27 protein-coding genes are annotated in these 25,166 nt (G+C 63.3%); 16 read left to right on the plus strand and 11 right to left on the minus strand.

Translation table 11 applies throughout. The features are described 5' to 3' along the window. The first annotated feature begins 11 nt into the window (after nt 1-11). Complete coding sequence (locus tag ACQR0U_RS02040) at nt 12-1,373, plus strand: UDP-N-acetylglucosamine-peptide N-acetylglucosaminyltransferase (protein ID WP_316202449.1); 1,362 nt, start codon at nt 12-14, stop codon at nt 1,371-1,373. A gap of 27 nt (nt 1,374-1,400) precedes the next feature. On the opposite strand, the gene ACQR0U_RS02045 is transcribed toward ACQR0U_RS02040, so the two are convergent. After that, entirely contained in the window at nt 1,401-1,961 is a 561-nt protein-coding gene (locus ACQR0U_RS02045) for a hypothetical protein (RefSeq protein ID WP_315751831.1), read from the minus strand. 90 nt (nt 1,962-2,051) lie between these two features. Further along, complete coding sequence (locus ACQR0U_RS02050; RefSeq protein ID WP_315715052.1) at nt 2,052-3,641, minus strand: ATP-binding protein; 1,590 nt, start codon at nt 3,639-3,641, stop codon at nt 2,052-2,054. A 279-nt stretch (nt 3,642-3,920) separates the two neighbouring features. Here ACQR0U_RS02050 and ACQR0U_RS02055 point away from each other — a divergent pair, with 279 nt between their 5' ends. The 4 genes from ACQR0U_RS02055 (at nt 3,921) to ACQR0U_RS02070 (ending at nt 7,408) form a co-directional block, all read left to right on the plus strand. Next, nucleotides 3,921-4,382, plus strand: coding sequence for a nuclear transport factor 2 family protein (locus tag ACQR0U_RS02055; protein WP_316226039.1), 462 nt, complete (start codon nt 3,921-3,923; stop codon nt 4,380-4,382). Between the two features lie 13 nt (nt 4,383-4,395). Then, nucleotides 4,396-4,959 carry a TetR/AcrR family transcriptional regulator gene (locus ACQR0U_RS02060; RefSeq protein WP_316166320.1) on the plus strand — a complete coding sequence of 188 codons (564 nt, stop codon included), beginning with the start codon at nt 4,396-4,398 and terminating at the stop codon, nt 4,957-4,959. Between the two features lie 133 nt (nt 4,960-5,092). Then, on the plus strand, nt 5,093-6,106 hold the full coding sequence (locus ACQR0U_RS02065) for a formamidase (RefSeq protein WP_316166319.1): 1,014 nt from the start codon (nt 5,093-5,095) through the stop codon (nt 6,104-6,106). 105 nt (nt 6,107-6,211) lie between these two features. After that, the gene (locus tag ACQR0U_RS02070) at nt 6,212-7,408 is read left to right on the plus strand and encodes an acyl-CoA dehydrogenase family protein (RefSeq protein ID WP_316166318.1); all 1,197 of its coding nucleotides are present in this window, start codon (nt 6,212-6,214) and stop codon (nt 7,406-7,408) included. 13 nt (nt 7,409-7,421) lie between these two features. Here ACQR0U_RS02070 and ACQR0U_RS02075 read toward each other — a convergent pair whose 3' ends face one another. The 9 genes from ACQR0U_RS02075 to ACQR0U_RS02115 all read right to left on the minus strand — a co-directional run bounded on the left by ACQR0U_RS02075 (nt 7,422) and on the right by ACQR0U_RS02115 (nt 16,343). After that, nucleotides 7,422-7,928: a hypothetical protein gene (locus ACQR0U_RS02075; protein ID WP_316166317.1), complete on the minus strand. Its 507-nt coding sequence runs from the start codon at nt 7,926-7,928 to the stop codon at nt 7,422-7,424. Between the two features lie 430 nt (nt 7,929-8,358). After that, on the minus strand, nt 8,359-8,979 hold the full coding sequence (locus tag ACQR0U_RS02080; RefSeq protein ID WP_316166316.1) for a hypothetical protein: 621 nt from the start codon (nt 8,977-8,979) through the stop codon (nt 8,359-8,361). Between the two features lie 23 nt (nt 8,980-9,002). Continuing rightward, a complete protein-coding gene (locus ACQR0U_RS02085) occupies nt 9,003-10,349 on the minus strand; it encodes a type II and III secretion system protein family protein (protein ID WP_315784314.1) in 1,347 nt (448 codons plus the stop codon). Nucleotides 10,350-10,351: 2 nt separating this feature from the next. Next, nucleotides 10,352-11,044: a tetratricopeptide repeat protein gene (locus tag ACQR0U_RS02090; protein ID WP_315784312.1), complete on the minus strand. Its 693-nt coding sequence runs from the start codon at nt 11,042-11,044 to the stop codon at nt 10,352-10,354. 76 nt (nt 11,045-11,120) lie between these two features. Then, nucleotides 11,121-13,136, minus strand: coding sequence for a flagellar biosynthesis protein FlhA (locus ACQR0U_RS02095; RefSeq protein ID WP_316189442.1), 2,016 nt, complete (start codon nt 13,134-13,136; stop codon nt 11,121-11,123). A gap of 54 nt (nt 13,137-13,190) precedes the next feature. Beyond that, nucleotides 13,191-14,180: a SctD/MshK family protein gene (locus ACQR0U_RS02100; RefSeq protein WP_316189443.1), complete on the minus strand. Its 990-nt coding sequence runs from the start codon at nt 14,178-14,180 to the stop codon at nt 13,191-13,193. Nucleotides 14,181-14,693: 513 nt separating this feature from the next. Continuing rightward, nucleotides 14,694-15,209 carry a hypothetical protein gene (locus tag ACQR0U_RS02105; RefSeq protein ID WP_316186535.1) on the minus strand — a complete coding sequence of 172 codons (516 nt, stop codon included), beginning with the start codon at nt 15,207-15,209 and terminating at the stop codon, nt 14,694-14,696. Between the two features lie 263 nt (nt 15,210-15,472). Further along, nucleotides 15,473-15,685: a hypothetical protein gene (locus ACQR0U_RS02110; protein ID WP_315751843.1), complete on the minus strand. Its 213-nt coding sequence runs from the start codon at nt 15,683-15,685 to the stop codon at nt 15,473-15,475. 61 nt (nt 15,686-15,746) lie between these two features. Next, on the minus strand, nt 15,747-16,343 hold the full coding sequence (locus ACQR0U_RS02115; RefSeq protein ID WP_315751844.1) for a nodulation protein NolW: 597 nt from the start codon (nt 16,341-16,343) through the stop codon (nt 15,747-15,749). Nucleotides 16,344-16,686: 343 nt separating this feature from the next. On the opposite strand from ACQR0U_RS02115, the gene ACQR0U_RS02120 reads away from it, so the two are divergent. From ACQR0U_RS02120 to ACQR0U_RS02170, 11 genes are all read left to right on the plus strand, one after another. Next, complete coding sequence (locus ACQR0U_RS02120; RefSeq protein WP_315825611.1) at nt 16,687-17,124, plus strand: hypothetical protein; 438 nt, start codon at nt 16,687-16,689, stop codon at nt 17,122-17,124. Nucleotides 17,125-17,126: 2 nt separating this feature from the next. After that, on the plus strand, nt 17,127-17,984 hold the full coding sequence (sctJ, locus tag ACQR0U_RS02125) for a type III secretion system inner membrane ring lipoprotein SctJ (RefSeq protein WP_434842514.1): 858 nt from the start codon (nt 17,127-17,129) through the stop codon (nt 17,982-17,984). Between the two features lie 63 nt (nt 17,985-18,047). Next, nucleotides 18,048-18,710 (plus strand): SctK family type III secretion system sorting platform protein, encoded by a 663-nt coding sequence (locus tag ACQR0U_RS02130; RefSeq protein WP_315825609.1) that lies wholly within the window; start codon nt 18,048-18,050, stop codon nt 18,708-18,710. Continuing rightward, entirely contained in the window at nt 18,707-19,324 is a 618-nt protein-coding gene (sctL, locus tag ACQR0U_RS02135) for a type III secretion system stator protein SctL (protein WP_315825608.1), read from the plus strand. Before ACQR0U_RS02130 ends, sctL begins: the two co-directional genes overlap by 4 nt. Then, nucleotides 19,324-20,667 (plus strand): FliI/YscN family ATPase, encoded by a 1,344-nt coding sequence (locus ACQR0U_RS02140; protein WP_409997691.1) that lies wholly within the window; start codon nt 19,324-19,326, stop codon nt 20,665-20,667. The genes sctL and ACQR0U_RS02140 overlap by 1 nt, the downstream gene beginning before the upstream one ends. 32 nt (nt 20,668-20,699) lie before the next feature. Next, nucleotides 20,700-21,152 (plus strand): hypothetical protein, encoded by a 453-nt coding sequence (locus ACQR0U_RS02145; protein ID WP_434842515.1) that lies wholly within the window; start codon nt 20,700-20,702, stop codon nt 21,150-21,152. After that, nucleotides 21,149-22,216 carry a type III secretion system cytoplasmic ring protein SctQ gene (sctQ, locus tag ACQR0U_RS02150; RefSeq protein WP_434842516.1) on the plus strand — a complete coding sequence of 356 codons (1,068 nt, stop codon included), beginning with the start codon at nt 21,149-21,151 and terminating at the stop codon, nt 22,214-22,216. The genes ACQR0U_RS02145 and sctQ overlap by 4 nt, the downstream gene beginning before the upstream one ends. Nucleotides 22,217-22,225: 9 nt before the next feature. Further along, nucleotides 22,226-22,873: a type III secretion system export apparatus subunit SctR gene (sctR, locus tag ACQR0U_RS02155; protein WP_315825604.1), complete on the plus strand. Its 648-nt coding sequence runs from the start codon at nt 22,226-22,228 to the stop codon at nt 22,871-22,873. Between the two features lie 24 nt (nt 22,874-22,897). Next, nucleotides 22,898-23,167, plus strand: a complete 270-nt coding sequence (sctS, locus tag ACQR0U_RS02160) for a type III secretion system export apparatus subunit SctS (RefSeq protein ID WP_315715074.1) — start codon at nt 22,898-22,900, stop codon at nt 23,165-23,167. A gap of 51 nt (nt 23,168-23,218) precedes the next feature. Then, on the plus strand, nt 23,219-24,037 hold the full coding sequence (gene sctT, locus ACQR0U_RS02165) for a type III secretion system export apparatus subunit SctT (RefSeq protein ID WP_315715075.1): 819 nt from the start codon (nt 23,219-23,221) through the stop codon (nt 24,035-24,037). Next, complete coding sequence (locus tag ACQR0U_RS02170) at nt 24,034-25,083, plus strand: EscU/YscU/HrcU family type III secretion system export apparatus switch protein (RefSeq protein WP_315715076.1); 1,050 nt, start codon at nt 24,034-24,036, stop codon at nt 25,081-25,083. Before sctT ends, ACQR0U_RS02170 begins: the two co-directional genes overlap by 4 nt. Nucleotides 25,084-25,166: the final 83 nt, after the last annotated feature.

The raw sequence follows: 25,166 nt of genomic DNA on the forward strand, positions 1-25,166 counted from the left end.
GATGGACCTGAATGAGATCGCTCGGGCGCGACCGCGGCATGTGTGCCTGGGACGATTTCGCCCGGTCGTCGACCGATGCCCGGCTGTTGCTGGCGCAGGCGCGATCGGGGCAAATTCCGCCATTCCTGCTGCTATCGGTGCCCGGCATGAGCGCCGGCGAGCATCGCCTTTGCTCCGAGCTGTGGACCCGCGACCGGATCGTCGCCAGCAGCGCCGAGCGGGCGCGGCTGGATTTTCGCTTCGATCTGACATTCCGCGACAAGCTTCGTGTCGGATACCTTTCAAACGACTTCCACGACCACGCCACGGCGCATCTGCTGATCGAAGCGCTCGAGGCGCATGACCGCGATCGCTGCGAGCTGCATGCGTTCTCGTTCGGCGCCGACGATCGCGGCGCCATGCGGGGCCGGCTGCACGCCGTCTTCGACGGCTTCCATGATGTGACCGCGCTGAGCGACAGCGCCGCTGCGGCCGCGGTGCATGCCGCGCAGATCGATATTCTGGTCGACCTCAAGGGCTATACGCGCGGCGCCCGGACCGGCATCCTGATGCTGCATCCGGCGCCGGTCCAGGTGAATTTCCTCGGCTATCCCGGGACGCTGGGCGGCGACATCTGCGACTACATCATCACCGATCCGTTCATGACGCCGCTGGCCGTTGCGGGCGATTATTCGGAGAGTTTTGCCTACATGCCGCATTCGTACCAGCCGCACGGCCGGGCGGCGCTGGGCCCGGCGCCGACCCGTGCGGAGGTGGGCCTGCCGGACGCCGGCATCGTGTTCTGCTGCTTCAACCAGGCCTACAAGTTCACGCCCGCGGTGTTCGACCTGTGGTGCCGCCTGCTCGACGCGACGCCGGACAGCGTGCTGTGGCTGCTGGCGTCCGATCGGGCCGAGGGCAATCTGCGCGGCGAGGCGCTTCGGCGCGGCGTGGCGCCCGGTCGCCTGGTGTTCGCGCCGGAAACGACGCAAGGCGAGCATCTGCGCCGGCTCCAGCTCGCCGATCTCGTGCTCGACACCGCGCCCTATGGCGCCCACACCACGGCGAGCGACGCGCTGTGGGCCGGCGTGCCGATCGTGAGCTGCGCCGGGGATACGTTTGCCTCGCGGGTGGCTGGCAGCCTGTTACATGCGGTCGGATGTCCCGAGCTCATTGCATCGGACGAGGCCGACTATCTGGCGGTGGCGCTGACGCTCGCCGCCGAGCCGGATCTGCTGCAGGCGGCCAAGGCCAGGCTCTGGCGCAACCGGCCGGCCGCGCCGCTGTTCGACGCTGCCGCCTATGCCCGGTCGCTGCAGGATCTCTACGACCAGATGTGGCACCGCCGCAGCAGCGGCGGCGCGCCAGGGCCGATCTGGGCGTCGAAGTCTTGAGCAGGGACGAGGCGGGCCTGCTGCGCCTTACTGCGTCGCCATGCGTCCGGCAGCGAGGATCCCGATCAGGGCCGTCAGCGCGCCGACGCTGGTCGCGTTGATTGCGACGAGCGACCCGTAATTGGAGTTGGCGACCTTCATCAGCGGCGCGCCAAGGCGGGCATCGATCAGCAGATAGGACACGAATGGCAGTCCCAGCAAAGGCAACGACATCAGGCGCTCCGCTGGCCGGAACAGCAGCGCGCCGAGCAGGGCGCAAGGCAGCAGGAACAGCTCGACGCCGCTCTGCGCGCCGAACAGCTTGACGGAGAACACCGTGTTGGCCGTGCCGGTCAGGACCATCAAGGCGCGGCCGGCGAACGGACTGCGCCGCGCGAGCATCGGCACGCTGGCGAACAATGGCGTCGTGAGCAGCGTCAGCCAGGCCGGCCACGCCGCCGCGCCCACGATAGCATGGAGATAGAGCGGATAGAACGGCTGGTTGGAGACGATGATCAGCGCGACCTTGGCGGCGATGTCGGACTGCGGGTCATCGGCCGACGCATAGGCCTGCACGGCGGCCAGCCCGCGTGAAAACATCTCAGCCATTCAAGTCCCTCAGCTCCGCAAGAAGGTGCGCATCACCGGCCCGGAAACGCGCGCGCCCGCAGGCCGGATCATGCGTCGCGCATCGCACGGTCAAGAGTTCAGTGCGGTCCGCAGCATGCGTGCGAGATCGGCGCTCTGATACGGCTTGGTGAGCAGCAGCACACCGGCATCGAGGCGGCCGTGGTGAACGATCGCGTTCTCCGTATAGCCCGACGTGTACAGCACCTTGAGGCTGGGACGCCGCTTCAGCGCCTCGATCGCGAGCTGGCGGCCGTTCATTCCGCCAGGCATGATGATGTCGGTGAACAAAAGATCGATCCGCGTCGCGCTGTCGATCAGCGCCAGCGCCTCGTCGGCCTTGCTGGCCGCGAGCGTCGTGTAACCGAGCCGCTTGATCTGGGCGATGACATATTCGCGCACCAGCGAATCGTCCTCGACGATCAGGATCGTCTCGTCGCCGCGCTCCATGCCCTCGGCGCCGATGGTCGACAGTGCCGCATCGGCATCGGCATTGGCCTGCGGCAGGTACAGCTTGACCGAGGTTCCGTGCCCCGGCTCGCTGTAGATCTTGATGTGACCGTTGGACTGCTTGACGAAGCCGTAGACCATGCTGAGGCCGAGGCCGACGCCCTTGCCGACGTCCTTGGTGGTGAAGAACGGCTCGAACACCTTGTCGAGCAGGTTGGCGGGAATGCCCTCGCCGGTGTCGCTGACCGCGATCATCACGTAGTTGCCGGGGATCACCTCCGGGTTCATGCGCGCATAGGCGGCGTCGAGCAGCACGTTCTTGGTTTCCAGCGTGAGCTTGCCGCCGTTCGGCATGGCATCGCGCGCGTTGAGCGCGAGGTTCAGGATCGCGGTCGACAGCTGGCTGGGGTCGATCATGGCCGGTGCTGAATCGTGCGCCAGCATGGATTCGATCTCGATCTGCTCGCCGAGCGTCCGGCGCAGCAGGCGGGCGGTGTCGACCACCATGCCGTTGATGTCGACGCTGCGCGGCTGCAGCGGTTGGCGGCGGGCGAACGCCAACAGGTGTTTCGTCAGGTCGGCGCCGCGCGCCGCCGCCGAGTTGATCAGGCTGGTGATCTGCACCAGCTGCGGCCGGTCCTTCACCGCCTCGGCCAGGATCTCGATGGTGCCGGTGATCACGGTGAGGATGTTGTTGAAGTCGTGGGCGACGCCGCCGGTGAGCTGGCCGATCGCCTCCATCTTCTGCGCCTGCCGCACCTGCGCCTCGGTGGCCTCGATCTCCTGGAACCGCCGGACCATGGCTTCCGCACTGCGCCGTTGCCGCGTCTCCTCCTCGAGCTGCGCATAGGCGTTCCGCAGCTCGGCGCGGGACGGCATCGTCAGCACCCGCGGCAGCAGCAGCAACAGCGCGGCGGCGATGCCGACCGACAGGAAGGCCAGGAAGCCCTTGGTCGCCGCCTCCAGGCTGTAGGCCGGAACCCAGATCGTGAGCACCTCGATCAGCCGTGTCAGCCCGCAGACGGACACCCACAGCGCGAAGGCCCAGAAGATGTAGCTGAACTGAAAGTCGCGGCGGCGATAGACGATGAAGGCGAGCACGAACGCGATGGTGAAGAAGGCGAAGGAGATGAGGATGTCGGACACCGTGTTCACCCAGATCAGCTCAGGTGTCCACAGCAGGCACTCGCCATGCGGCGTGAGCATCGACATGTCCGATATCCCCAAAAGTGTGGCCGACGGACCGTGTCGCCCCCGCGGCGCGGTCGGTTCCCTTAGCAGATCATCGAATTTCCGTTGAGCACACAAGGGTCCTGACTGTCGCGACGCGCACATTTGGTAGAGGGGCACCGCAGGGATAGTAGGCCCTCGCGCGTCGACGCGGATTGCGCACGGCCGAGCCTGTGCCTGGAGCTCCGCTCGACATCTGAGGGTTGACGGTGTGTACCGATCGGTATAGTCCGTACGATATAGTACACAAGGAGATGTCCCGTGAGCTCTCTCGCCCCGCCGTTCACGCTGCAGACCGCCACCCAGAAGGTGCGCATGGCCGAGGATGGCTGGAACAGCCGCGACCCCGAGCGCGTGTCGCTGGTCTACACGCCCGACAGCCGGTGGCGGAATCGGGCCGAGTTCATCACCGGCCGCGCCGAGATCGTCGCCTTCCTCTCCCGCAAATGGGCCAAGGAGCTCGACTACCGCCTGATCAAGGAAATCTGGGCCCACGGCGACAACCGGATCGCGGTGCGCTTCGCCTATGAGTGGCACGACGACAGCGGCAACTGGTTTCGCTCCTACGGCAACGAGAATTGGGAGTTCGACGCGCAGGGGCTGATGCAGCGCCGTTACGCCTGCATCAATGACCTGCCGATCAAGGCGGTCGATCGCAAATTCCACTGGCCTCTCGGGCGCCGGCCGGACGATCATCCCGGACTGACCGACTTGGGACTTTGACGCAGGGAGAGCCATGCGGACGCTCAACGAGCGCGCCGACGTCATCCCGCTGATTGCCGAGGTGTTCCGCGAGTTCGGCTTCGAGGGCACCTCGCTCAGCCGGATCACCGAGATGACGGGATTGGGCAAAGGCAGCCTCTATCACTTCTTTCCAGGCGGGAAGGACGAGATGGGGCGGGCGGTGCTGGCGCATGTCGACGCCTGGTTCGAGCGCGAGATCTATGCGCCGCTGCGCGATGATCCGCCGGAGCAGTCGATCGCGCGGATGTGGAGTGGCGTCGACGACTACTTCCGTTCCGGCCGACGCGTCTGCCTCGTCGGGGCGTTCGCGCTCGACGAGACGCGGGATCGCTTCGCCGCCGCCATCGCCAGCTACTTCACACGCTGGATCGAGGCCTTGCGCGATGCGCTGATCCGCGACGGCTGGCCGGCGGCACAGGCCGCCGACGGCGCCGAGGAGGTGGTGCTCGGCATCCAGGGTGCACTGGTGCTGGCGCGCGCAACCGGTGAGGCGGCCGTTTTCGGCCGCGCGCTGACGCGGTTCCAAGCGCGCCTGCAACGATCATCCGTCGTCTGACTCCCGAAGCGCCGGCGACCGCTGCCTCAGCAAGCGGCAAATGGCGGGCTGAAATATCGGCGCGCGGCTCTCGTGAAATCGTGGTTGTCTTGGGCAACGTCTCGAGCAGTGGCGACATCCAGGGAGGTCCGGCATGAACGGGTTAGGCGGTCTCAATAAATCCGACAACGGCGTGGTCATCGGCCTGGTGCAGCTGCAGCTGCCGGTCGTTGTGAGCAAGGACGACCTCGCGCGGCAGACCGAGAAGATCGTCTGGATGGTCGGCAAGGCCCGGCGGAATCTCGGCACCATGGATCTCGTGGTGTTCCCGGAATACTCGCTCCACGGGCTGTCGATGGACACCAATCCCGAGATCATGTGCCGGCTCGACGGGCCGGAGGTCGCCGCGTTCAGGCAGGCCTGCATCGACAACAAGATCTGGGGCTGCTTCTCGATCATGGAGCACAACCCCGACGGCAACCCCTACAATTCGGGTCTGATCATCGACGACCACGGCGACATCAAGCTGTATTACCGCAAGCTGCATCCGTGGATTCCGGTCGAGCCGTGGGAGCCCGGCGATCTCGGCATACCCGTGATCGAGGGACCGCGCGGCGCCAAGATCGCGCTCATCATCTGCCATGACGGCATGTTCCCGGAGATGGCGCGGGAATGCGCCTACAAGGGCGCCGAAATCATGATTCGCACCGCCGGCTACACCGCGCCGATCCGCGACAGCTGGCGCTTCACCAATCAGGCCAATGCGTTCCAGAACCTGATGGTGACGGCCAATGTCTGCATGTGCGGCTCCGACGGCTCGTTCGATTCGATGGGCGAGGGCATGATCGTCAATTTCGACGGCAGCATCATCGCGCACGGCACGACGGGGCGCGCCGACGAGATCATCACCGCCGAGGTGCGCCCCGATCTCGTGCGCGAGGCTCGCATCAACTGGGGCGTCGAGAACAACATCTACCAGCTCTGGCACCGCGGCTATGTCGCGGTGAAAGGTGGCGCGATGGACTGCCCTTACACCTTCATGCACGACATGGTCGCCGGCACTTATCGGTTGCCGTGGGAGGATCATGTCAAGATCACCGACGGCACCTCCTGCGGCTTCCCGGCGCCGACGCGCGTGTTCGGCAAGCTCGGCAAGGCGGCGGAGTGAAGCGCACCGGACGCGGCGGGTCGCGGATGACGCTGCCGGAACCTTGACAAGCCGATCGATCGCCAATTATTTTATACTTAAAATAATATGGCGGACAGATCCATCATGAGTGCATCGGCCAAGGTCATCCCGCGCGACTGGCTCGACTGGCCGTTCTTCGAGCCGCGGCATCATCGGCTGTGCGAGGCGCTCGATCGCTTCGTCGGCTCCGGCGTCCTCGACGACGTCGATCACGACGACGTTGACACCGCCTGCCGCAAGATCGTGCGCGCGCTTGGTGCCGCAGGCTTGCTCGACAGCGCCGTCGTGGCGCCCGATGCGGATGCCGGCGCGATCGACTCGCGCGCGATCTGCCTGTCGCGCGAAACGCTCGCTTATGCCGACGGCCTCGCCGATTTCGCCTTCGCCATGCAGGGACTGGGCTCCGGCGCCATCGCGCTCGGCGGCTCGCCGGAGCTGCGCGCCAGTGTGCTGCCCAAGGTGCGCGCCGGCGAATGGCTCGCGGCCTTCGCGCTGTCGGAGAAGGAGGCGGGCTCCGATGTCGCCGCGATGGCCTGCGCGGCGCGGCTGGACGGCGATACTTACGTGCTCGATGGCGAGAAGACCTGGATTTCCAACGGCGGCATCGCCGACGTCTACACGCTGTTCGCCCGCACCGGCGAGGCGCCCGGCGCGCGCGGCATCTCCGCCTTCGTCGTGTTTCCCGACGATCCGGGGTTCTCCGTGGCCGAGCGCATCGAGGTGATCGCACCGCATCCCCTGGCGACGCTCCGCCTGCAGAATTGCCGCATCCCGGCCAACCGCCGGCTCGGCGCGCCCGGCGGCGGCTTCAAGCTGGCGATGCAGACGCTCGACATCTTCCGCGCCTCGGTGGCGGCCGCCGCCCTCGGCTTCGGCCGTCGCGCGCTCGACGAGGCGCAGGCGCATGCGCAGAGCCGCAAGATGTTCGGCGCCACGTTGTCGGACTTGCAGATGACGCAGGCGGCGTTCGGCGAGATGGCGACCGAGACCGATGCCGCCGCGCTCCTGACCTACCGCGCGGCCTGGCGCCGCGACGTGCAGAAGCTGCCGACCACGCGCGAGGCCGCGATGGCCAAGCTCACGGCCACCGAGACCGCCCAGCGCGTCATCGACCGTGCCCTGCAGATGTTCGGCGGCCGCGGCGTCCGCAAGGGCGAGATCGTGGAGAGCCTCTACCGCGAGATCCGCGCGCTGCGCATCTATGAAGGCGCGACCGAAGTGCAGAAGCTGATCGTCGCGCGCGAGTTCCTGAAGTCGCGGGCCGGCGTGGTGCGCGGCTGAGGCGCGCTGCGCGTCAGGCCCGCAGACGCAAGGGCGCGTGCCAGCCGGGATCTCTGTCGCACGCAGCCTCGCCCATGGTCACGCGGCGGCCTCGGTCGTCACGCAGCAGTTGGATTTCGATCTCGTCGAAGGCGAACCGGGCGATCGCCTGCAATGGGTCGACCACCCGTTTTCCGAACGTCCACGGATCGGAGTTTCCGCGCGGCATGGGAAACGCGAAAGGACGCGAGGGGATGCGGAAGAGAAGGCGGCCATCCCGGGACTCGCGATCGCGCAGCTCAGGTTGCCGCATGCCGACGTGACTCAGATAGGCTTGGCAGGCCTGCTCTCGTAGCGAGATGGTCACCCTGAAGCCCGTGAAGTCGATGTCGCCGCGCATGTACTGATCGTAGACCAGTGCCTCCTTCACCTCGACGCTGCCCAGTGCGCTGCCGCTCTCGTCCGGCCGAAAAGAGAAGAAGCGGTCCGAACACATGTGATTGTAAGGGACGATGTCGTGGCGCGGCGGTCGCTGCGTCAAAGCCCGATCCAGGCCGCTGCAAAAGCCGATGTCATCTATGTCGCCGCGGACAGGCTCGAAAAAGAGTCCTTTGGGGGGGAGCGACGTCTTCGTGCAGCGAACTCGAAGAGACCGATGGAGAGAGCGACTTAGCCGCGTAATCCAACACGGACAACTTGATAGCTGAGCCAACGCGCCGTGACGCTGCGACGTCGAGATCCGCTGTCTCGAACCCGACCGCGTCTTCAAGTGGAAGTCGGAGGCGTACCTCCTCTGGATACTTCGCCCCCGACCTCTTTCGCAGGAAAATATTAGAGCTCTCCGAGGGCTTGCGATCAAGAAATCTGCGGATCAACGGCACCATCGCTTCCGCTTTATCCTTGAGCAACGTGCGACGCTGAAGTTTCTCCAGGTCGGAATGGCGACTGGCTGAGCTCTCCGGCTTGAACAATCATTGCGCGGGATGAGCCGTGGTCTGCGGGTGGTCCTCGCCGGTTGGTTCGGCACGGGTTGGTTGCTCCCCGCGCAAATTCGCGACCGCGCGGGTGGCCGGTTCCCCTTCCGCGCGGCTACGTCCTTTTCCGGCTTGAAGATCCTCCGGATCCGCAACCATGCCGCCAAAGGCCGCAGCCGTGCTGCAGCCGAGGGCCGGATCGGCATCATTGTCGGCGAAGATGCCGCGATTGAAGCCATCCGACAGATGGCAGCGAACGGAGCTGATGAGCAGGCGATCGATGTGAACACGCGTCGCGTGGTGCACTGCCGAGGCAACGTCGTGCCTGACGTGGGAGCGATCCACGCCGGCTCGGATGATGGAATGCTCGATCGCCGCCGTGCATGGCCCCGGCGGTCCTTCGATCCAGGCACGGACGCTTTCAGGGCGGCCATTCGCCGTCGCGGCCACGAAGTGTTCGACGCCGGAACTCGCCGCAGAACAGCGTCCTGCAGGTACATCGTAGACGTAATGAACGGTCTCACCTGCGAGCTGCGGTGGCGGTGCCGTCCGGTCCACAGCGCAGCCTGCAGCCAGCACCGCGAGGGCAATGGCGAGGCCGCTTCTGATCGGTGCCATGTTTATCGCTCCTTGGAGGACCGTCATTCGATCAGGAAGCCGGCATCGCCACGCAATCTCCGGCCCGGCACCGGCACCTCGATCGGGCCTGCCCCGGGGCGAGTCGTTCCAAGACGGCCGAATATGATGCGCTCAAGCTCGGAAGGCGGCCCGACGAAGTCGGTCGGGACCGGTATGCGTGCCGATTCGCTGATCGGGCGAACGATTGTCGGCGTGACGATGATGATCAGTTCGGATTCGTTCTTCCGGAACTGTGTCGACCTGAACAGAGCGCCCAGTACCGGCAGGTCGCCCAGCCCCGGCAACATGTCCAGGCCGGTGTTGAACTTGTTCTGCAGCAGTCCGGCGATTACGAAGCTCTCCCCGCTGCCGAGCTCGACTGTGGTCTCCGCCCGCCGGGTAATCAGGCTCGGGACGCGGGCGCCGTTCATGATCAGGGCGCCTTCGTTCGAGAGCTCGCTGACCTCGGGCTTGACCTGCAGGTTGACCAGACGATCGGAGAGTACCGTCGGTGTGAACTCCAGTCCCACGCCGTAGCGACGAAAGTCGATCGAGATGCGGTCCAGCCCTTGGGCGACGGGGATCGGAAATTCGCCGCCTGCCAGGAAGTTCGCCTTCTGACCCGAAACAGCGGTGAGCGTCGGTTCTGCCAGGATTGAAACCAGTCCCTCCTGAGCGAGCGCATCCACGATGGCAGTCACACTGTAGCTGCCGTTTGCCGGCGTATTGATCCTCCCTGAGGCCGCCGACGAGAGCCCAAAGCTGAAGCCACCGGCCGAGCCTGCGGCCTCCCAGTTGACGCCGAGTTGCTTCACCGCGTTGCGCGAGACTTCGGCAATACGGACCCGCAGGTTCACCTGCGTGCTACCGCCTATCTTCAACTGATTGAGCAGCACCTCGTCCTCGCCGAGGAACTGCGCGCAGGTGGAGCGGACCTTCTCGGCGATGTCGGCGTTGGGCACCAGCCCGCTCAGCACCGCGCCGCGCGGCGTCCGCGACAGCCTGACGTCGAGGTCTGCGAATTGAGCTCGCAGCAGCTGCCGTAGATCACTTTCGTCATAGGCAATCGCAATCCGGAACGTCGCGACGGTCGCGCCGGAATCGTCGAGCGCGAAGAGCGTCGTACGGCCGGGCTTTTTGCCGAAAACGAAGACGCGGTTGGCGGCCGCGACCTGGACGTCCGCAACAGCCGGCTCGGCGACGAAGACCTTGGAAGCCGGACGGGGCAAGGTCAGCATCTCGCCCTGAGACGCGTAGATTCGCACCTGTTGCCGCGCGTTGGATGATGCCGGCGCGCAATGAACCAGCATCGTAAGGATCACCACGATCGAGGTCAGCCAGGCGGATGGCGAAATTCGAAACGGTCCCATCGTCAGCGCCGCATCGCCGAAAGCATCTCGAGATTGAGCCTCACGTCCTCTTCCCGAAGGTCGACCCGCGCAAGCTTGGCGGCGCCATCGCGATCTCCGCTCAGCGCCATAGCGATCACGAGGTTCTGGCGTGCACGAGGCGAGGCGCTCTCACCGAGCGCGATCGGCCGCAGAACCGTCATCGCGTCGGCGTACCGGCCCGTCAAGGTAAGCGACAGGCCCAGATTGTTGCTTGCGATCATGTCGGCGGGGGCGATTGCGAGCACCTGACGATAGGCTGTCTGAGCTTCGTCATGGCGGCCGAGCATGTCGAGAGCCACTCCGAGGCCGTTGAGCGCCGGAATGTTCTCGGGGTCCGAGGTGAGCACGCTGGTAAAGATTGCCAGGGCAGGCTCGGCTTGATGTCTGGCGAGCTCGCTTCGCGCTTTTCTGATTCGATCGTCCTTGTCTTCCATCCCGGCGACTTGGTTGGCGGGAGCTGCTGCGGCTGCCGTGGAGGCCGGGAGATTGCGACCCTCGACCGAGGCGCGTGCGGTCGTGGGCGTCGGCACCGGTCCGCCAATGTCTGGGCTCAGCGACGAACAGGCGCAGAGCAGACCGGCGATGCTGCCAGCCAGCGCCATTCGCCTGCAAACACCGGCACTTGGTTTCAGATGGTTGTTGAACGCGGTTTCCCGGCCTTCAGAGCTACGCATGTACTTCCTACGGATATTGCACTGTCTTATAGTTCAGGTCTCGAAACCTCGCAGGTGTCGTCGCGGGTTGACTGGTTCATTGCATCGCCGGGATCGGGGAAGGTTCAGCCTGCTCGCGTGATTCATCCAATCCAAGGACGGCGATCGGCTCGACCCGAAAGTCCTTTGAGATTTCCTGATAGGAGAGCACGACCACATTGAGACCGGACGGCGCAAGCAGCGTCCAGACCACCCGGCGCAGGTCGGCGGAGGCCAGTACAATACTCGGCGATGCGGCAAGATGATCGACGTCGGCAAGCTGCCGGGTCAACGCATCAAGCAGGCGCGTGCTGACGGCAGGATCGAGAGACGTCTGAGCGTTTTCATCGAGGGCGTGCACGGCCGTTCGGATCGCTTCCTCTGTCTGTCGATCAAGCACGAAGCAGCGCAAGGTCCGATCAAATCCTGAGCTTTCGAAGCAGATCTGCCGGCGCAGCGCCAGCCGCACGTGCTCGACCAGCATGACGCTGCTCTGCTCCCGCATTCCCCACTCGGCCAGCGTCTCAAGAATCAGCCGCAGATTGCGGATGGACACCCGCTCGTCGAGCAGCCGGCGAAGGACATCGGTGATGCGCTGTGTAGGGACCACACGCAAGGCCTCGCGCACCAAGTCGGCGTAGTCAGCCTCTAACTGGTTGAGCAGGCGCTTGGTCTCCTGTATGCCGAGGAACTCCGGCGCATAGCGGACAAGAACGCGCCGCAGCTCGGCATCGACTGCGGAGATGGCCGCTCCCCCCGCCGTTCGGGTTGTCGGCTGATCCAGTTCACCGGACGAGAGCAGAAGAGGCACGCCATGCAGCTCGATCCTGAAATGACCGGGCGCCAGGGCGCTGCTTTCGTCGACTGCCGCCCCTGGACAGGCGCATCCGAGCCAGTCTGCCACGTCCTGTCGCGTCCGCCTGATCCGATCATGAATGCCGGCTCTCCGCAGTTCATCGCACAAGGCGGCTTCCGCGAGGATCATGATCGGTGCAGACTTGGCCGCCGGGATAGCGATCCGCGAACTTCTCGTGGGCTCTGACGGGTCGGACGGTTGCGCCGTGCCGGAGGTTCGTTGGGCTCGCCGTCGAGCCAAGAGCATCGCAACGCCGGAGCCGCCGAACACGGTGGCCATAAAAAGGAAAATCGGCGCCGGAAAACCCGGTACGAACGCCAGCCCGAGCATCATGAGACCGGCCAGCTGCAGGGATTGCGGCTGCGACGTGATCTGCTCCATGATCTCGGAACCAAGATTGCTCGGCGCTTCTGTCGCAACCCGGGTCACGACCGTTCCCGCCGCCATCGACACGAACAGCGCCGGGACTTGGGAGACCAAGCCGTCGCCGATCGTCAACAACGAGTAGAGCTGGATCGCTTCGCTGATACGCAGCCTGTGCTGCACGGTGCCGACAACGATGCCGCCAACGAGGTTGACGGCGATGATAATGAGACCGGCGATCGCATCACCTTTGACGAACTTCATGGCGCCGTCCATCGCTCCGTAGAGCTGGCTCTCGCGCTCCAGCCGGCGTCGGCGGCGCCGGGCCTCGGCCTGGTTGATGTCGCCGTTGCGAAGGTCGGCATCGATGCTCATCTGCTTCCCCGGCAGCGCATCGAGCGTGAATCGGGCAGCAACTTCGGCGACCCGTTCAGATCCTTTGGTGATGACGACGAACTGGACGATCGTGATGATCAGGAACACCACGAGCCCAACCACGACATTGCTGGAAACGACGAACTCGCCAAAGGTCTGAACGATGGACCCGGCATCGGCCTGGCTGAGCACTAGGCGCGTAATGGTGATGGAAATCGAGAGCCGGAACACCGTGGATATGAGAATGATTGCCGGAAGTGCGGAGAATTCGACCGCGGCGTTCAAGTAGAACGCCACCATCAGCAGCAGAATCGACGCGCCGATGTTGACGGACACCATGACGTCGACGAGCGCCGTCGGAATCGGCAGGATCATCGCCATGATCGTGCTGACGATCAGGATGACGACGAGAAGCTCGCGCTTGTCGTTCGACCAGCGGGTCAAGCTCTCGACAATGGCCGTCATAATCTGCGGTTCCATCCAAGCGGGATCGAAACCTTCGTCACATTGATCGAAACGCAGAGCGGCATGGTCTTACAAGCTCACGGCGAGCAGGTCTGCGCCGCGACGCAATACGACCCGATCTTGTTCAATTCGATCGACGATCCACCCTTCGCTGATAACGGCGCCTGCGAACAGCTTCTGACCGCGTCCATCAATGACATACGGCCCATTTCCGGCCCAAATCGCCTGAACGGTCAAAGGGGCGCTACGCTTTACAGATTTCGCCTCGACCTGGCTCGTCAACACGATGGCAATGCCGAACGTGCCGTCGAACCATCGCTCAATGTCGCGCCACCTGCCTAACGCCGCGGGTTCAATGCTTCCTCTCGCCGTGATGGCGTTTGAGTCGCTGACAATCTCGACGGTCGTGAGGCCCGCAGTCAGCAATCGCTGGCGCAGCGCGTCCGCCGCGCTGTTCAAATCCGCCACCGGCGCGCCGGGCTCCGCGCCGGCCCGTCCCGTTCTGTCCTGGCCGGGCAGTCGTGCGGGCGTAAGGGTGGGGGCGGGCGAATTGGGCGCGTGCCTGCTCGGATATTTCGTCGAACAGTCGGAGTCGCAGCGGGGGGATCTCAGCCGCTCAGCTGTGGCATAGCCGCCATCGCCGGGCACCTTGTCCGCACCAGCGGGAAATCCCTGCAGAAGCAGGGCTAGACAGACCAGGATCGCGGCGGTGCCGAGTCCATACCTCAAGAAGGTATAGCGGGTCGTTCTGCGCTTGCGGGTGAAGCGGAGCTGAATTCCATTCAGAACGACATCGGCCGGATAACGACTGATCCGTGCTTCTCCGGCACCGAGCAGGGTGCCGTTCAGCAGAACATTATCTGCGGTGCCTTCGATTTCGCAACAGTCCGCCTCTAGCGCGAACCGCGCGTGCAAAGGAGCCAGACAGTCATCCATGAGAACGACATCGGCGTCCATCGAGTGACCCACCAGATAGGTCCCGGCGTCGAGTTCTTGCCTGACCCCGGCATGAAGGCCCGATCGGATTGTGAGTTCGAATGGGGACGGTGATGCCGGCATTCTCTGCCTCTCCATCAGGGCCTAGCAGCCATGTTGGCAGCGGAGCGCTCGGTACGAACGCCCCGTGCCGTAAGCGGTTGGTAGCTGTCCGAGGGCGATCGCTGGATCAGCCGACGTTCGGGCGCTGCTGCGCGACCGTCTCGATCGATCCCCAGTGCGTCTTCTTGGTCGTGATCTCGGCATTCGTCTTGATCGCTTCGTCGAAGGCACTCTTCATCTTCGCGATCGCGCTATCGATGCTCGAGTTCGATGACGTCGTCGAAGAAACGGAGCCTGTTGAATGGGACATCGCTTTATCTCTCTATGTTCGTGTTGCGTTGAGGATTGGGCTGTCGGGGAATGCCCTCCAGCCGGGAAGTGATCGTTAGCGTTGTCCACGCTGATCACCTCTCGGCTGAAGCGGCGGCTTGGATCCCGTCCCGAGGCGCACCTTGTGAGGTACGCCTCTCGCGCTTCCTTCAACGTCCTGGTCTCATCGCTCTCGTCGCGTTGCGAGAATGAGGCCTCGTTGCTTTACTCAGCTCTGTCGGTGATATGGTTGTCGGCCGAGAGGTGTCCCGCGGAGCGGTCGCATGGCGATCCCGAGCTTGAATCCGCGAGTTGCAGAATGATCGAGGAAAGCTTGTCGAGGATGTTGTTCTTCGTCGCTTGGTCAAGGCCCTTTGCCTCTGAGACTTGGCTGACGAGCTGATTCAGCGTCTTGAGTATCGAGCTGTTCGCGCCGGGTTGATGGGATGGGCCGGACACGAGTTGCTTCAGGATCTTCGCGATCCCGTCGAGCAGCTGACCTTTGGCGGGATCGCTGGGCCCAGTGGAATTCGTGATCTGATGGGTCAGGTCACCAAGGATCTTGGCAACGCGGCCGTTGTTCCGCGCGTCGCACTGGCTCGGTCCGCCCCTCAGGATGCTGATGGCCGCCGAGATCAGAGCCGCCTTGTCTGCAGGTGTCTTTGCGTCCGCGACCAATCCAAGAACGTCCGATGCTATGGAAGACGTCCGCGGATCTTGCTGCTGCGAAGCGGGCGGCATCGACGACTGCCACCAATCCCCCGCATCACAGCGATGAGCCGGATGAGCTGACGACCCGCCGAGCGTGGGCTGAAATCCTGCAAAGCCGGGCCAGGACGACGCGTGTCCGTGCGGACCCATCATGTGACCGGTGTGAGCTTCACGTGAGGATGATGCGTGGGAGCTGACCCTAGACATGCAACTCTCTCCTTGTTTGCGATCCGATGTCTTATCTGTCTTGTTCTGAGCAAAGGGTCTAACGAGGCGTCAGTCGGCAGGCTCCGTCACGGATCCGGGGTTGCACTATTCTCGTCGCCAACGGATGCCATCTCCTGAATACCGTCCTGAGCAACAGTCATGAGCATGAACGCGGCCGCCTGCGGCATTGCGCTGAGAAACGCCTCCTCGAACTTTGCTTGATCCTCAGCCGAGACTGCCTCGCTGCTGCTCGAGGCGCTTGCCATCGCGGTCGTCATGCTCGATGCTTCTACGGCCATTCTGACCCTCCTTTGATCCGTCCGGTCGATCTGGCAGGACTTGCGAACCCGTTGATCTGCGTCATGGCACGTCGCCTGGGGCGTTGAGCTTGACCACTTGGACGTGCTCCCCGCGATAGACGGTGACGGACGATGGCTGGTCAGCTCGAGGCTTCAGTGCTGCGAGCGTACGCTCCACCGCTTGGATGTATTGCGGGGGACCCGAGACCAGGGCCATGTCGGCCTGCTTGATGGATCTGAGTGAGAATCGCGCGTCGGAGAGCGCGAGATCGCGAAGTGCGGCTTCGAGACGCTGGAGCGGCACGGCACCGAGTTGAACGAGCCTGCTCGAAGCTTCCTTGTTGCTAGTGACATAAATCCGGAAGCCGTCGAAATACCAGTCGAGTCCGTAGTTCCGGGATAGATGCTCGATGAATTCTCTTGCCTTGAGTTCAGGCAGAGGCCCGCGCACACGTCCCCGTACTTCCGGGCTCACCTCTAACCGCAGGCCGGTATTTCGTCCGAATTCCTGAAGAACGTTGCCAAGGTCTTGGTCGACGATGGTGTACCTGTAGGACTCGGTCGGCCAAGCAGGTTCACCCGCGTCTGCGGACGTGGTGTGGATTGCAGCCGCCGAGAGCGTCAGGCAGACGGTCGCGATCGCAGCCCCGCTGCGCAATGGGACCAGAACCCGAGATGCCAAAGGGTCGCATGGGAAAACGTGGCCTTCGTGCGGCCTTGTCGCGGAACAATCGTGGCAATCGTGTAGTTGATCGCGCGTACCCACGAGCAGACTCACATGTACTTGTTGCTATCAAGCTCATCTCATTCAATCACAGCGGTCGCGGGTGCGTCGGAGAATATATTAGGAAAATATTATGCTCTGCCCCGCTGGGCGCCGTGCAAAGCTCTGTCTGATCCGTTGTGCAAGCCATGGTCCGGCTGTCCTTGTGAGTCATTATTTGTTTGGAGTGAGCAATGGCGAGAGCACGAGGGGTCCTGAGACGGCATGGAGCGGTGACATGACGACGATTGCGCCGTTGGGTGGCGTCACAGCTTCCGGAACAGTTGGTGTCAGTTTCGGAGCCGTTGAGCCCGGAGCGGCCGCCCAGCAGTCGTTTCAGGACGCTCTGCATAGATCGGTCACTAAACTGCCTATGGAGCCTGAGCACGCCGTCGACCAACTCGGCGGCAAGGTGATGGAGTGGATGGAGAGTTCGTACGAGCGGGTCCAGCGCAATGTCGCGCCCGAGCTCAATCTCATGCCGGAGCCGGCAGCATCCGGTCCAGCGTCTTCCAACATTGGCGGAACGGCCCTGGGAGCGGACAAGCCAGACGCGGGCCGTCAGGCCCTGCAAATGCTGGAGTACGCATTCTCGTTTGCCATTGAGGCGACGCTGATGTCGAAAATCTCGACCGAGTCAACCCGGATCTTCAACACGTTCTTGAAGGGACAATGAGAATGGCCGGTTGCGGCAAACAATGGCTGGCCGCTCGAGGGCGCGGATTGAATTTGGCGCTGGTGCTGGGCTTGGCGTTCATGCTGAGCGGTTGCAAGGGTGAGCTCTATAGCCGCTTGAGCGAGAAGGAGGCTAATCTGATGGTGGCCCTTCTGCTGCACCACGGCATCGCCGCCGACCGACTCCAGGCAAAGGACGGCAGCAATACTGTCAGGGTCGAGCAGGAGCGATTTGCCGACGCTGTGACGCTGCTGAATGCGTCCGGGTTGCCGCGTGCGAAGTTCGAAGACATGGGCAGCATATTCTCAAGCAATGGTCTGGTGTCGTCACCCACAGAGGAGCGAGTCAGGTTGATTCACGCGCTCAATCAAGAGTTGGCAAGGACGATCATGGAGATCGACGGAGTCATCTCTGCCCGAGTCCACGTGGTGCTGCCTAAGATAGACCCGTTGCGTCACGATCAGGTTCCGTCGTCGGCGGCATCGGTGTTCATCAAGCACGACGCGCGCGCCGAAATCGCCGTGCTCCTACCGCAGATCAAGACCCTCATTGCCAACAGTGTCGAAGGACTGACGTACGACAGGGTGGCCGTGGTTTTCGTGCGTGGCAGTTCGGATCCCGTCGAAGTCAGCCCCTCCACGTCGATCGAGACGACGGCATCCGTTCTATCTCACGACGGATCTGCCCTGCGTGACGGTCCGCTCATCCTGCAGGTGTCAGCCGCGGTAGGGCTGGGGCTGCTGGGATCGATCGGAATCTTCCAGCTCTGGCGCCGGGCACGCGTGGGATATGCGCAACGCAACGCGCCGCGTCGGGAGGCGCGAAGGCCGGCGCGTGATCGGCTGCGTGTCATATCCTAGTGCGATTGAAGTGGGCTTGGCCGGCAAATGAGTAGGCTTGTGCAACCTGGAGCATCCCTTGGCTTGCGTGCTCCGAAGGTCGGCGGTGGCTGCGAACCCGGCGCGCCGGTGGGGCATTGGCCGGTGATCGATATGGACACGTTTTGTCGATTACCGGCACGCTACATCCACGTTGAACGATTTCTCGCGTGCGTACCGGGCGTTTCGCCCGGGCTTGCCGCACGGATTCTCGCCTGCGACCGACTCCACCGAGATATCTCAGAGCGGATCGTTGTGCATTATGAGCTTGATTGCTGCACGGCAGCCGACGTCGCTGACACGCGCAGTCGCATTGCGCTTCTCGACTGTGAGCAGCTATGCCGCGTCGGTGAGCTGGCCGGCGGTGTTTGGCATGCCCACGCAATTCGTTCCACGGTCCTCAAGACTACGCTCCGGGAGCATCTCGGAGAATTCGATTCCCGACTCCACAAGGTCGCGCTCGCCAATATCGATCTGTCGCCCAAACCCGATCGCCCCCCGAATCCATCTGCGCTTGCGGACCTCATCCGAGGTGATGGGATGCAATGTCTCAATGCCGCAATCTGGCGACTCCCCGCCACCTTGCGCAGCCGCATCCTTCTTCGATTTCCGATTAACTCGCCGCTGGGCTCCTCGGTCTCGCGGCGACACCAACAGCTTGGTCCGGAGATTGTTGATCGCGTTCTAGCCGATGGGATGGTGCCGTGAAAGCCCCCGAGAGTGACAAGCCTGTCGGCACGTTCCATCCGCTCGGACCCGTGGTTCGAGCCGAAGAGGCGGAGACCTGGTTTTCCGCGGCTGCCTCTCTTGCCGACGCCCGGCGGCAATGCGAGCAGATCGCCGCGCAGGCCCGGCTCGCGTTCGAAGAGCAGCGCATGAGAGGCTTCGAGGATGGTCGTCTCGCGGGAGTTGAGGAGGCGGCCCGCCTGATTGCGGAAACGAAGGTCACGGTTGATGATTTCGTCGCCGATCTGCAAGACGAACTTATCACGCTCGTCGTCGAGATCATCAGGGAGATCCTCGGAAGTTTTGAGCCGGACGATCTCGCCGCGCGCGCCATCACCAGAGCACTCGAAGAGATGCGTTCCGGTACGGCCCTCGTGCTGATGACTGCGCCGCAGGAGATGGAGTCCATCCGTGTACGAGTGGCGACGCTGCTGGAGGATGGTGCCGACCAGCTCACCATCGTGTCGGACCCGCAGTTTGCGCCGGGGCGCTGTATGCTTTGGAGCGAGTTCGGGCAGATCGATGTTTCCGTTGACGCCCAACTGGAGCAGCTCGCCTTGGCGCTGCGTGCCGGTTTCGAGGGGGTGGAGCCATGATGCCGGCAGGCTCTGCCACGCACCGACTCGCGCGAATCCTGCCGCAGTTGCGTGAAGCTGCAGGCCGTTCGCAACTGCGCCCGATCCGCGGGCGCGTGATTCAGGTGTCGGGGACCCTCATCAGGGCGATCGTTCCCGATGCGCGTGTTGGCGATATCTGTTTGCTCCGTTCTGCCCATGCCTCGGCTGATCTGCGGGCCGAGATCGTGGGCATCGAAGGCGGAGTCGCGTTGCTGACGCCTCTCGGAGACGTGGCGGGTCTCTCAACAAGAACGGAAGTCGTCTCGACAAGGCAGGCCCTCGGCATCATGGTTGGGCCAGCGCTGCTCGGCCGCGTCGTCGACGGGCTCGGGCGCCCTCTCGACGTTCAGGAACGAGGATGGCCCGAGTTCGACCAGATTCGACGAGTCCGCGGAGCTGCGCCGGCGCCCTTGGCACGGCGGCTCGTTGACGGCCCTTTGTCACTTGGCATCCGGGCGATCGATGGTCTGCTCAGCTGCGGCGAGGGGCAGCGGATCGGCATCTATGGCGAACCCGGCGCGGGCAAATCGTCGCTTGTCGCCCAGATCGTCCAGAACGCGGACGTCGACGTCTGCGTTGTCGCACTGATTGGCGAGCGTGGGCGCGAAGTTCGAGAAATGGTCGAGCGCTGCCTGGCCGGAGCGGCTCGGGCGCGATCAGTCGTGATTGTTGCAACCTCCGACCGGCCGCCGACGGAGCGCGTCACGGCTGCCTATGTCGCCGTGACGATCGCGGAGTACTTCCGGGATTGCAACGCACGCGTGCTCCTGGTGCAGGACAGTGTCACTCGCTTTGCGAGGGCATTGCGTGAGATCGGACTGGCCGCGGGCGAGCCGCCGACGCGCCGGGGCTTTCCACCGTCGGTGTTTGCGGCATTGCCCGAGTTGCTCGAGCGGTCCGGTCCCGGAGTCGCCGGCTCAATCACTGCATTTTACACCGTGCTGGTTGAGGGGGATGGTACCGCGGATCCGATCGCGGAGGAGACGCGCAGCATTCTGGACGGGCACATCGCGTTGTCACCTAAGCTCGCACAGTCGGCGCATTTCCCTGCGATTGACATCGTGTCCAGCCTCAGCCGCGTCATGGATCAGGTCGTGACGAGCCGTCATCGCTCTGCAGCCAGGAGGGTGCGTGAACTCATAGCTCGCTATGCAGAGCTTGAGTTCCTGCTGCAGGTTGGGGAGTACAAGGCCGGATCCGATCCGATCGCCGATGAGGCGATCGCCAAGCAGGATGCTATCAAGTCCTTTCTGCGGCAGGGCCTCGGCGAGGTCGTTCCGTGGGATCGCACGATCCATCAACTCGAGCAGCTCGCGTCATGAGGTACGATCCACTGCTCACGCGCATACGCAGGATGCGGATCGTTCTCGGAGAGAGGGAGCGGCGGGCGAATTCCGCGCTTCAGCGCGGCGTGGAGGCACAGGTCGAAGCGGCTGCAGAACTGACGCAGATTAATCATGCGGTTGCGTTGCAAGCAGCGGCGCGTGGCGCACGCGAAGGTCAGATCTACCAGCAGATGGTAGGGCGTCCAATGTCCGCGCGGGAGATCACCCAACTTGACGCGCAACTCAGGCGCCTCGAGTCGCTGGCAATGGCGCTTGCCGAGCAGCGCCTTGCGAGCATCCGTACGCTCGACCTTGCGCGTAACGAAGTTCAGGGTCTACGCCTCGAATTCGTGAAGGCTCATCGGAGGCGTCGCAAGTGGGATGAGTTATCGCAGCAATCACGTCGCCGTCGCGAGGACCGTGAGACGTTGCTAGAGGAGATGGCTAATTCGGACGGCAGGGCGGCGGGGCGGCAAGCATGAACGCGCCATTCCCCGCTCGCAGGCGCGGAGCGCCTGACGGTGAGATCACCGAATTTCATCCGGACGTGCTATCCATCGCTGATGTTCTACGTGCCCGTCGTTGGTGTCGGCGACTGGCTGAACTCACCTGCGAGTTGGCGGGTCTGCCGCTGCGGATTTCCTTCTCGGGCGCCTCCTCGGGCGTTTGGAGCCGGCCGGCGTGTCGTCTGCATTTTACGATCGGCGGTGATCCATGCGCCGTAAGTCTGCCTGTCGAGGTGATCGATGCAACGCTGCAGGCGATTGATGGTCCGCCTCGAACTACGCTCGCCGAGCCCGATCTGCTGCTTCTGATCGAGTTCGCCTGCGCCGCCATACTTGATGCAATCGAGGAGACGCTCGGCCTCCCCGTCATCCTCACGCATGCTTCCTTCGATGGCAGCGTTCCGGACTCGATCGGAATCCTGTGTCGCGGCAGGTTTGGCGAACGATCGTTCAGTGCTTACCTGTCTTTACCAGAGCCATACGAATCCCGTTTGGCAAATCAAGTTCAAGCATTGGGTCCGGCTGCCGCCGCCGGAGTTCCGATCTGCGCGGCCTTCCGGCTTGGTGTTACGCGCGTTAGCGCCCGCTTGCTTGCGAGCTTACGGCCGGGAGACATCGTGATCATCGAACACGCGATGCCGGATGGACGCGTCGCCGCCGTCTTCGGCGAGCGTCGTCTCACCTCATGCCGCTTCGAGGGAAGCGACGCGACAGTGGTGGACACGTTGCACCAGATCAGAGGCGATCTTCATCATCATTGGACGGCTGTGGACATGACGGCATATGAAAGCGTCGATACAGGCGCAGACGATGTGAGCCTGGACGACCTCCAGATCAAGCTCCTATTTGAGATCGGCCAGCTCGAGATACCTCTCGGCGAGTTGCGCATGATTGCGCCCGGCTATGTCTTCAATCTCGGTCGGGATCCGCGACATGCAATTGAGATACACGCGGGGAATCGGCGGATCGGGCAGGGCGAGATCGTCAGGATCGGCGAGGCAATCGGCGTGCGGATCAACAGATTGTTCAATCACGAATGAGCTGAAGCCGTGACCCAGTTCAATTTGTTCGCTGTTCTCGCGGTCATCGCCGGACTTGGCCTTGTCATCTTTGTCGTCGTGACGATGACATCGTTCGTCAAGATCGCCGTGGTCCTGTTCCTGATCCGGAACGCGCTGGGAGTGCAGCAGACGCCTCCAAACCTCGTGCTCTATGCCATTGCGCTGGTTCTGACGGCCTATGTCAGCGCGCCGCTAGTGGAGACCGTGTATGAGCGCGTCAATGATCGTCCCAGCGAGTTTCAAACCTTTACCGACTGGAAAGATGCTGCTGAGCGGGCAGGCCAGCCAATTCGCGAACATCTGAGCCGGTTCACGACGGTCGCGGAGCGGGAGTTTTTCGTCACCGCCACCGGCAGCTTATGGCCCGATAGCAGCAGGGCCAAGCTATCGAGCGAAGATCTCGTTATCCTCGTTCCCTCCTTCATGAGCTCGGAGCTCAAGCGCGCCTTCGAGATCGGATTCCTGCTCTATCTGCCCTTCATCGCGATTGATCTCGTGGTGTCCGCGGTTTTGATGTCCCTGGGCATGTCGATGGTGCCGCCATCGACGATCTCCGTCCCATTCAAGTTGTTCTTGTTCGTGATGGTCGAGGGCTGGTCCAAGCTGATGCATGGCCTGGTGTTGAGTTACGGATAGCCTGCGAGATGGGGAGGGGAAGCAATGGGCCAAGCAACGATCGTCGATCATCTGGTCAGGGGTCTGACGGTCGTTCTCATATTTGCCATGCCTCCCCTGGGTGTGGCGATGGTTGTTGGCCTCTTCGTCTCAATTCTTCAGGCCGCAACCCAGATTCAGGATCAGGTGCTGCCGCAGACGATCAAACTGATTGCCGTCGTGGCCACGCTGGCGGTGTTCGGCGCAGTGTTGGCGGCACCGCTGATCCAATATGCCGATCAGATCCTTGCGGATTTTCCTGCACTGACGCGTTGACGGGCCTTCCCTTCATAGCGCTCGGAGGGACATGGGCGACGCGGAGTGGCGATGGGGCTTGACCTCATGCCGTTGGACAGCATCGAGGCGGGGGCCAATCTCGTCTTCCGTCATCTTCTTTCGTTGGCGCTCGCCATCGCGCGTCCCAGCGCCTTCGTCATGACCTTTCCGGTGTTTGTTCGCCTCGGGCTGACCGGCTTGATTCGTGGTGCCTTCGTGGTCGCGATCTCGCTACCGGTCATGACCGGACTTGTTGAGGTGCTTCCTCCGATCGGCACGCAAACATTGCGATTGGTCGCGGTCGGGTTCAAGGAAGCGATCATCGGAGGGCTCCTTGGTCTGCTGCTTGGGATCCCGTTCTGGGCCGCCGAGGTCGCGGGCGACCTGCTCGACTACGAACGTCAGGCCCCCGATGCCCAGCTTCAGGATCCCAACGCCATGACCGAGTCCACCGCGTCTGGCACGCTTTTTATGCTCGCTGCGGTGGTTCTGTTCGTCGCAGCCGACGGCTTTCATAGCGTCGTCGAAGCCCTTTATGGCAGCTACAGGCTCTGGCCGGTCATTGAGCTCGCGCCGTTGCTACGCGCGGAGAGCGGCCTATTGGCGCTGGAAATGCTCGTCCGCGTGCTGCAGTTGGCATTGATCCTGGCATTCCCAGTGCTGGCGGCCATGTTCGTTGCGATGTTCGCGCTGATGGTGATCGCCCGTTTCGCACCGCAGTTGAATGTGTTCGATCTTTCGATGGCGGCGCGCAACTTGGTCTATTTCCTGGTTCTGCCGCCCTATGCGGCCGTTCTGCTCGATCACTTCGGTACTCAGCTTGGAGAGTTGACCGGAATCCTGGACCAGCTAGGGCAGTTCCTGCGATGAGTGAGGATGGCGGCACTGAGGAGCGGACGCTGCCTCCGAGCGAGCGGAAGTTACGTAAGGCGCGCGAAAAGGGACAGGTCTTTCGCAGCACCGATATGGTCGCCGGTGCATGCCTGTCGTCCATGCTGCTCTATCTCTGGCTGATCTTGCCGGAGCTTTTCGCGCGGCTACGGGGAGCCATGATGCTCGTGGGCGATGCGGGCGGGCAACCGTTTCGGGAAGCTGCGGGCACGATCGGAACGATGATGTACGAAGCCGCCGTGCCATACCTTGCAAGGGGGGCGGCCATCGTCGTCCTAATGTCCCTCGTCGTCAACGTCGCCGTCACCAAGGGGATCGTCTTCAGCCTTGACCCTATCAAGCCCCGCGCAGAGCGCTTGCATCCCGCAAAGGGTTTGAAGCGAATTTTCGCGCTCAAGAGCCTGATCGAGCTGGTGAAGAGTCTGGTCAAGACGACCCTGCTCGTCACGATCTCGGTTTTCGTCCTCGCGATGTCGCTCAACTCCTTGGTTCACACGCCAGGATGCGGCCTTTCGTGCCTCGCGCCGGTGATCGGGGCGGTGATGGCACCGCTCGTCGTCGCGGCAATCGTCGTGCTGATGGTGGGCGGCCTTATCGACGTTCTCTTGCAGCGCGGACTGTTCATGCGCGAGATGCGGATGACACGAAGCGAGGCGAAGCGCGAGCGGAGAGACCAGGAGGGCCTGCCGGAGGTGCGCTCCGCACAACGCCGTCAGCGTCAATCGCTGGCGCACGGGGGAGGGCGGGGAGGAATCGAAAGCGCAACACTGGTCATTGAGGGCGACGATGTGATGGTCGGGTTGCGCTATGTTCCGGGTGAGACACAGGTCCCAAGGCTTGTGTGCAAGGGACGTTCCGTCCGCGCGCACAACCTCACCGAAGCTGCCACTGAGCTCGGCATTCCTCGTCTGCGCAATCCAGACCTTGCAGCGGAACTCGATCGCCGCATCGCCCAGGACCATTACATCACTGAGGAGTTTTTCCAGCCGGTGGCGTCGGCGTTGCGCGCGAGCGGCATGTCCTGACTGTCGCTGCGCCGCCCAACAGTATTTTCATAATATATTCCGGATCAGCGGCTGGCTGACGTCCTACAATGCCGCTCGGAGTT

The organism is Bradyrhizobium sp. HKCCYLRH3097 (genome assembly GCF_051167875.1).
Taxonomy (GTDB): Bacteria; Pseudomonadota; Alphaproteobacteria; order Rhizobiales; family Xanthobacteraceae; genus Bradyrhizobium.

Bases quoted from the DNA above. Each gene is read 5' to 3' on its own strand.
- ACQR0U_RS02040 (WP_316202449.1), top strand. From the start codon at position 12: ATGAGATCGCTCGGGCGCGACCGCGGCATGTGTGCCTGGGACGATTTC.
- ACQR0U_RS02045 (WP_315751831.1), bottom strand. From the start codon at position 1,961: ATGGCTGAGATGTTTTCACGCGGGCTGGCCGCCGTGCAGGCCTATGCG.
- ACQR0U_RS02050 (WP_315715052.1), bottom strand. From the start codon at position 3,641: ATGTCGATGCTCACGCCGCATGGCGAGTGCCTGCTGTGGACACCTGAG.
- ACQR0U_RS02060 (WP_316166320.1), top strand. From the start codon at position 4,396: ATGCGGACGCTCAACGAGCGCGCCGACGTCATCCCGCTGATTGCCGAG.
- ACQR0U_RS02065 (WP_316166319.1), top strand. From the start codon at position 5,093: ATGAACGGGTTAGGCGGTCTCAATAAATCCGACAACGGCGTGGTCATC.
- ACQR0U_RS02070 (WP_316166318.1), top strand. From the start codon at position 6,212: ATGAGTGCATCGGCCAAGGTCATCCCGCGCGACTGGCTCGACTGGCCG.
- ACQR0U_RS02080 (WP_316166316.1), bottom strand. From the start codon at position 8,979: ATGGCACCGATCAGAAGCGGCCTCGCCATTGCCCTCGCGGTGCTGGCT.
- ACQR0U_RS02085 (WP_315784314.1), bottom strand. From the start codon at position 10,349: ATGGGACCGTTTCGAATTTCGCCATCCGCCTGGCTGACCTCGATCGTG.
- ACQR0U_RS02090 (WP_315784312.1), bottom strand. From the start codon at position 11,044: ATGCGTAGCTCTGAAGGCCGGGAAACCGCGTTCAACAACCATCTGAAA.
- ACQR0U_RS02095 (WP_316189442.1), bottom strand. From the start codon at position 13,136: ATGGAACCGCAGATTATGACGGCCATTGTCGAGAGCTTGACCCGCTGG.
- ACQR0U_RS02100 (WP_316189443.1), bottom strand. From the start codon at position 14,180: ATGCCGGCATCACCGTCCCCATTCGAACTCACAATCCGATCGGGCCTT.
- ACQR0U_RS02105 (WP_316186535.1), bottom strand. From the start codon at position 15,209: ATGCCGCCCGCTTCGCAGCAGCAAGATCCGCGGACGTCTTCCATAGCA.
- ACQR0U_RS02110 (WP_315751843.1), bottom strand. From the start codon at position 15,685: ATGGCCGTAGAAGCATCGAGCATGACGACCGCGATGGCAAGCGCCTCG.
- ACQR0U_RS02120 (WP_315825611.1), top strand. From the start codon at position 16,687: ATGACGACGATTGCGCCGTTGGGTGGCGTCACAGCTTCCGGAACAGTT.
- sctJ (WP_434842514.1), top strand. From the start codon at position 17,127: ATGGCCGGTTGCGGCAAACAATGGCTGGCCGCTCGAGGGCGCGGATTG.
- ACQR0U_RS02140 (WP_409997691.1), top strand. From the start codon at position 19,324: ATGCCGGCAGGCTCTGCCACGCACCGACTCGCGCGAATCCTGCCGCAG.
- ACQR0U_RS02145 (WP_434842515.1), top strand. From the start codon at position 20,700: ATGCGGATCGTTCTCGGAGAGAGGGAGCGGCGGGCGAATTCCGCGCTT.
- sctQ (WP_434842516.1), top strand. From the start codon at position 21,149: ATGAACGCGCCATTCCCCGCTCGCAGGCGCGGAGCGCCTGACGGTGAG.
- sctS (WP_315715074.1), top strand. From the start codon at position 22,898: ATGGGCCAAGCAACGATCGTCGATCATCTGGTCAGGGGTCTGACGGTC.
- sctT (WP_315715075.1), top strand. From the start codon at position 23,219: ATGGGGCTTGACCTCATGCCGTTGGACAGCATCGAGGCGGGGGCCAAT.
- ACQR0U_RS02170 (WP_315715076.1), top strand. From the start codon at position 24,034: ATGAGTGAGGATGGCGGCACTGAGGAGCGGACGCTGCCTCCGAGCGAG.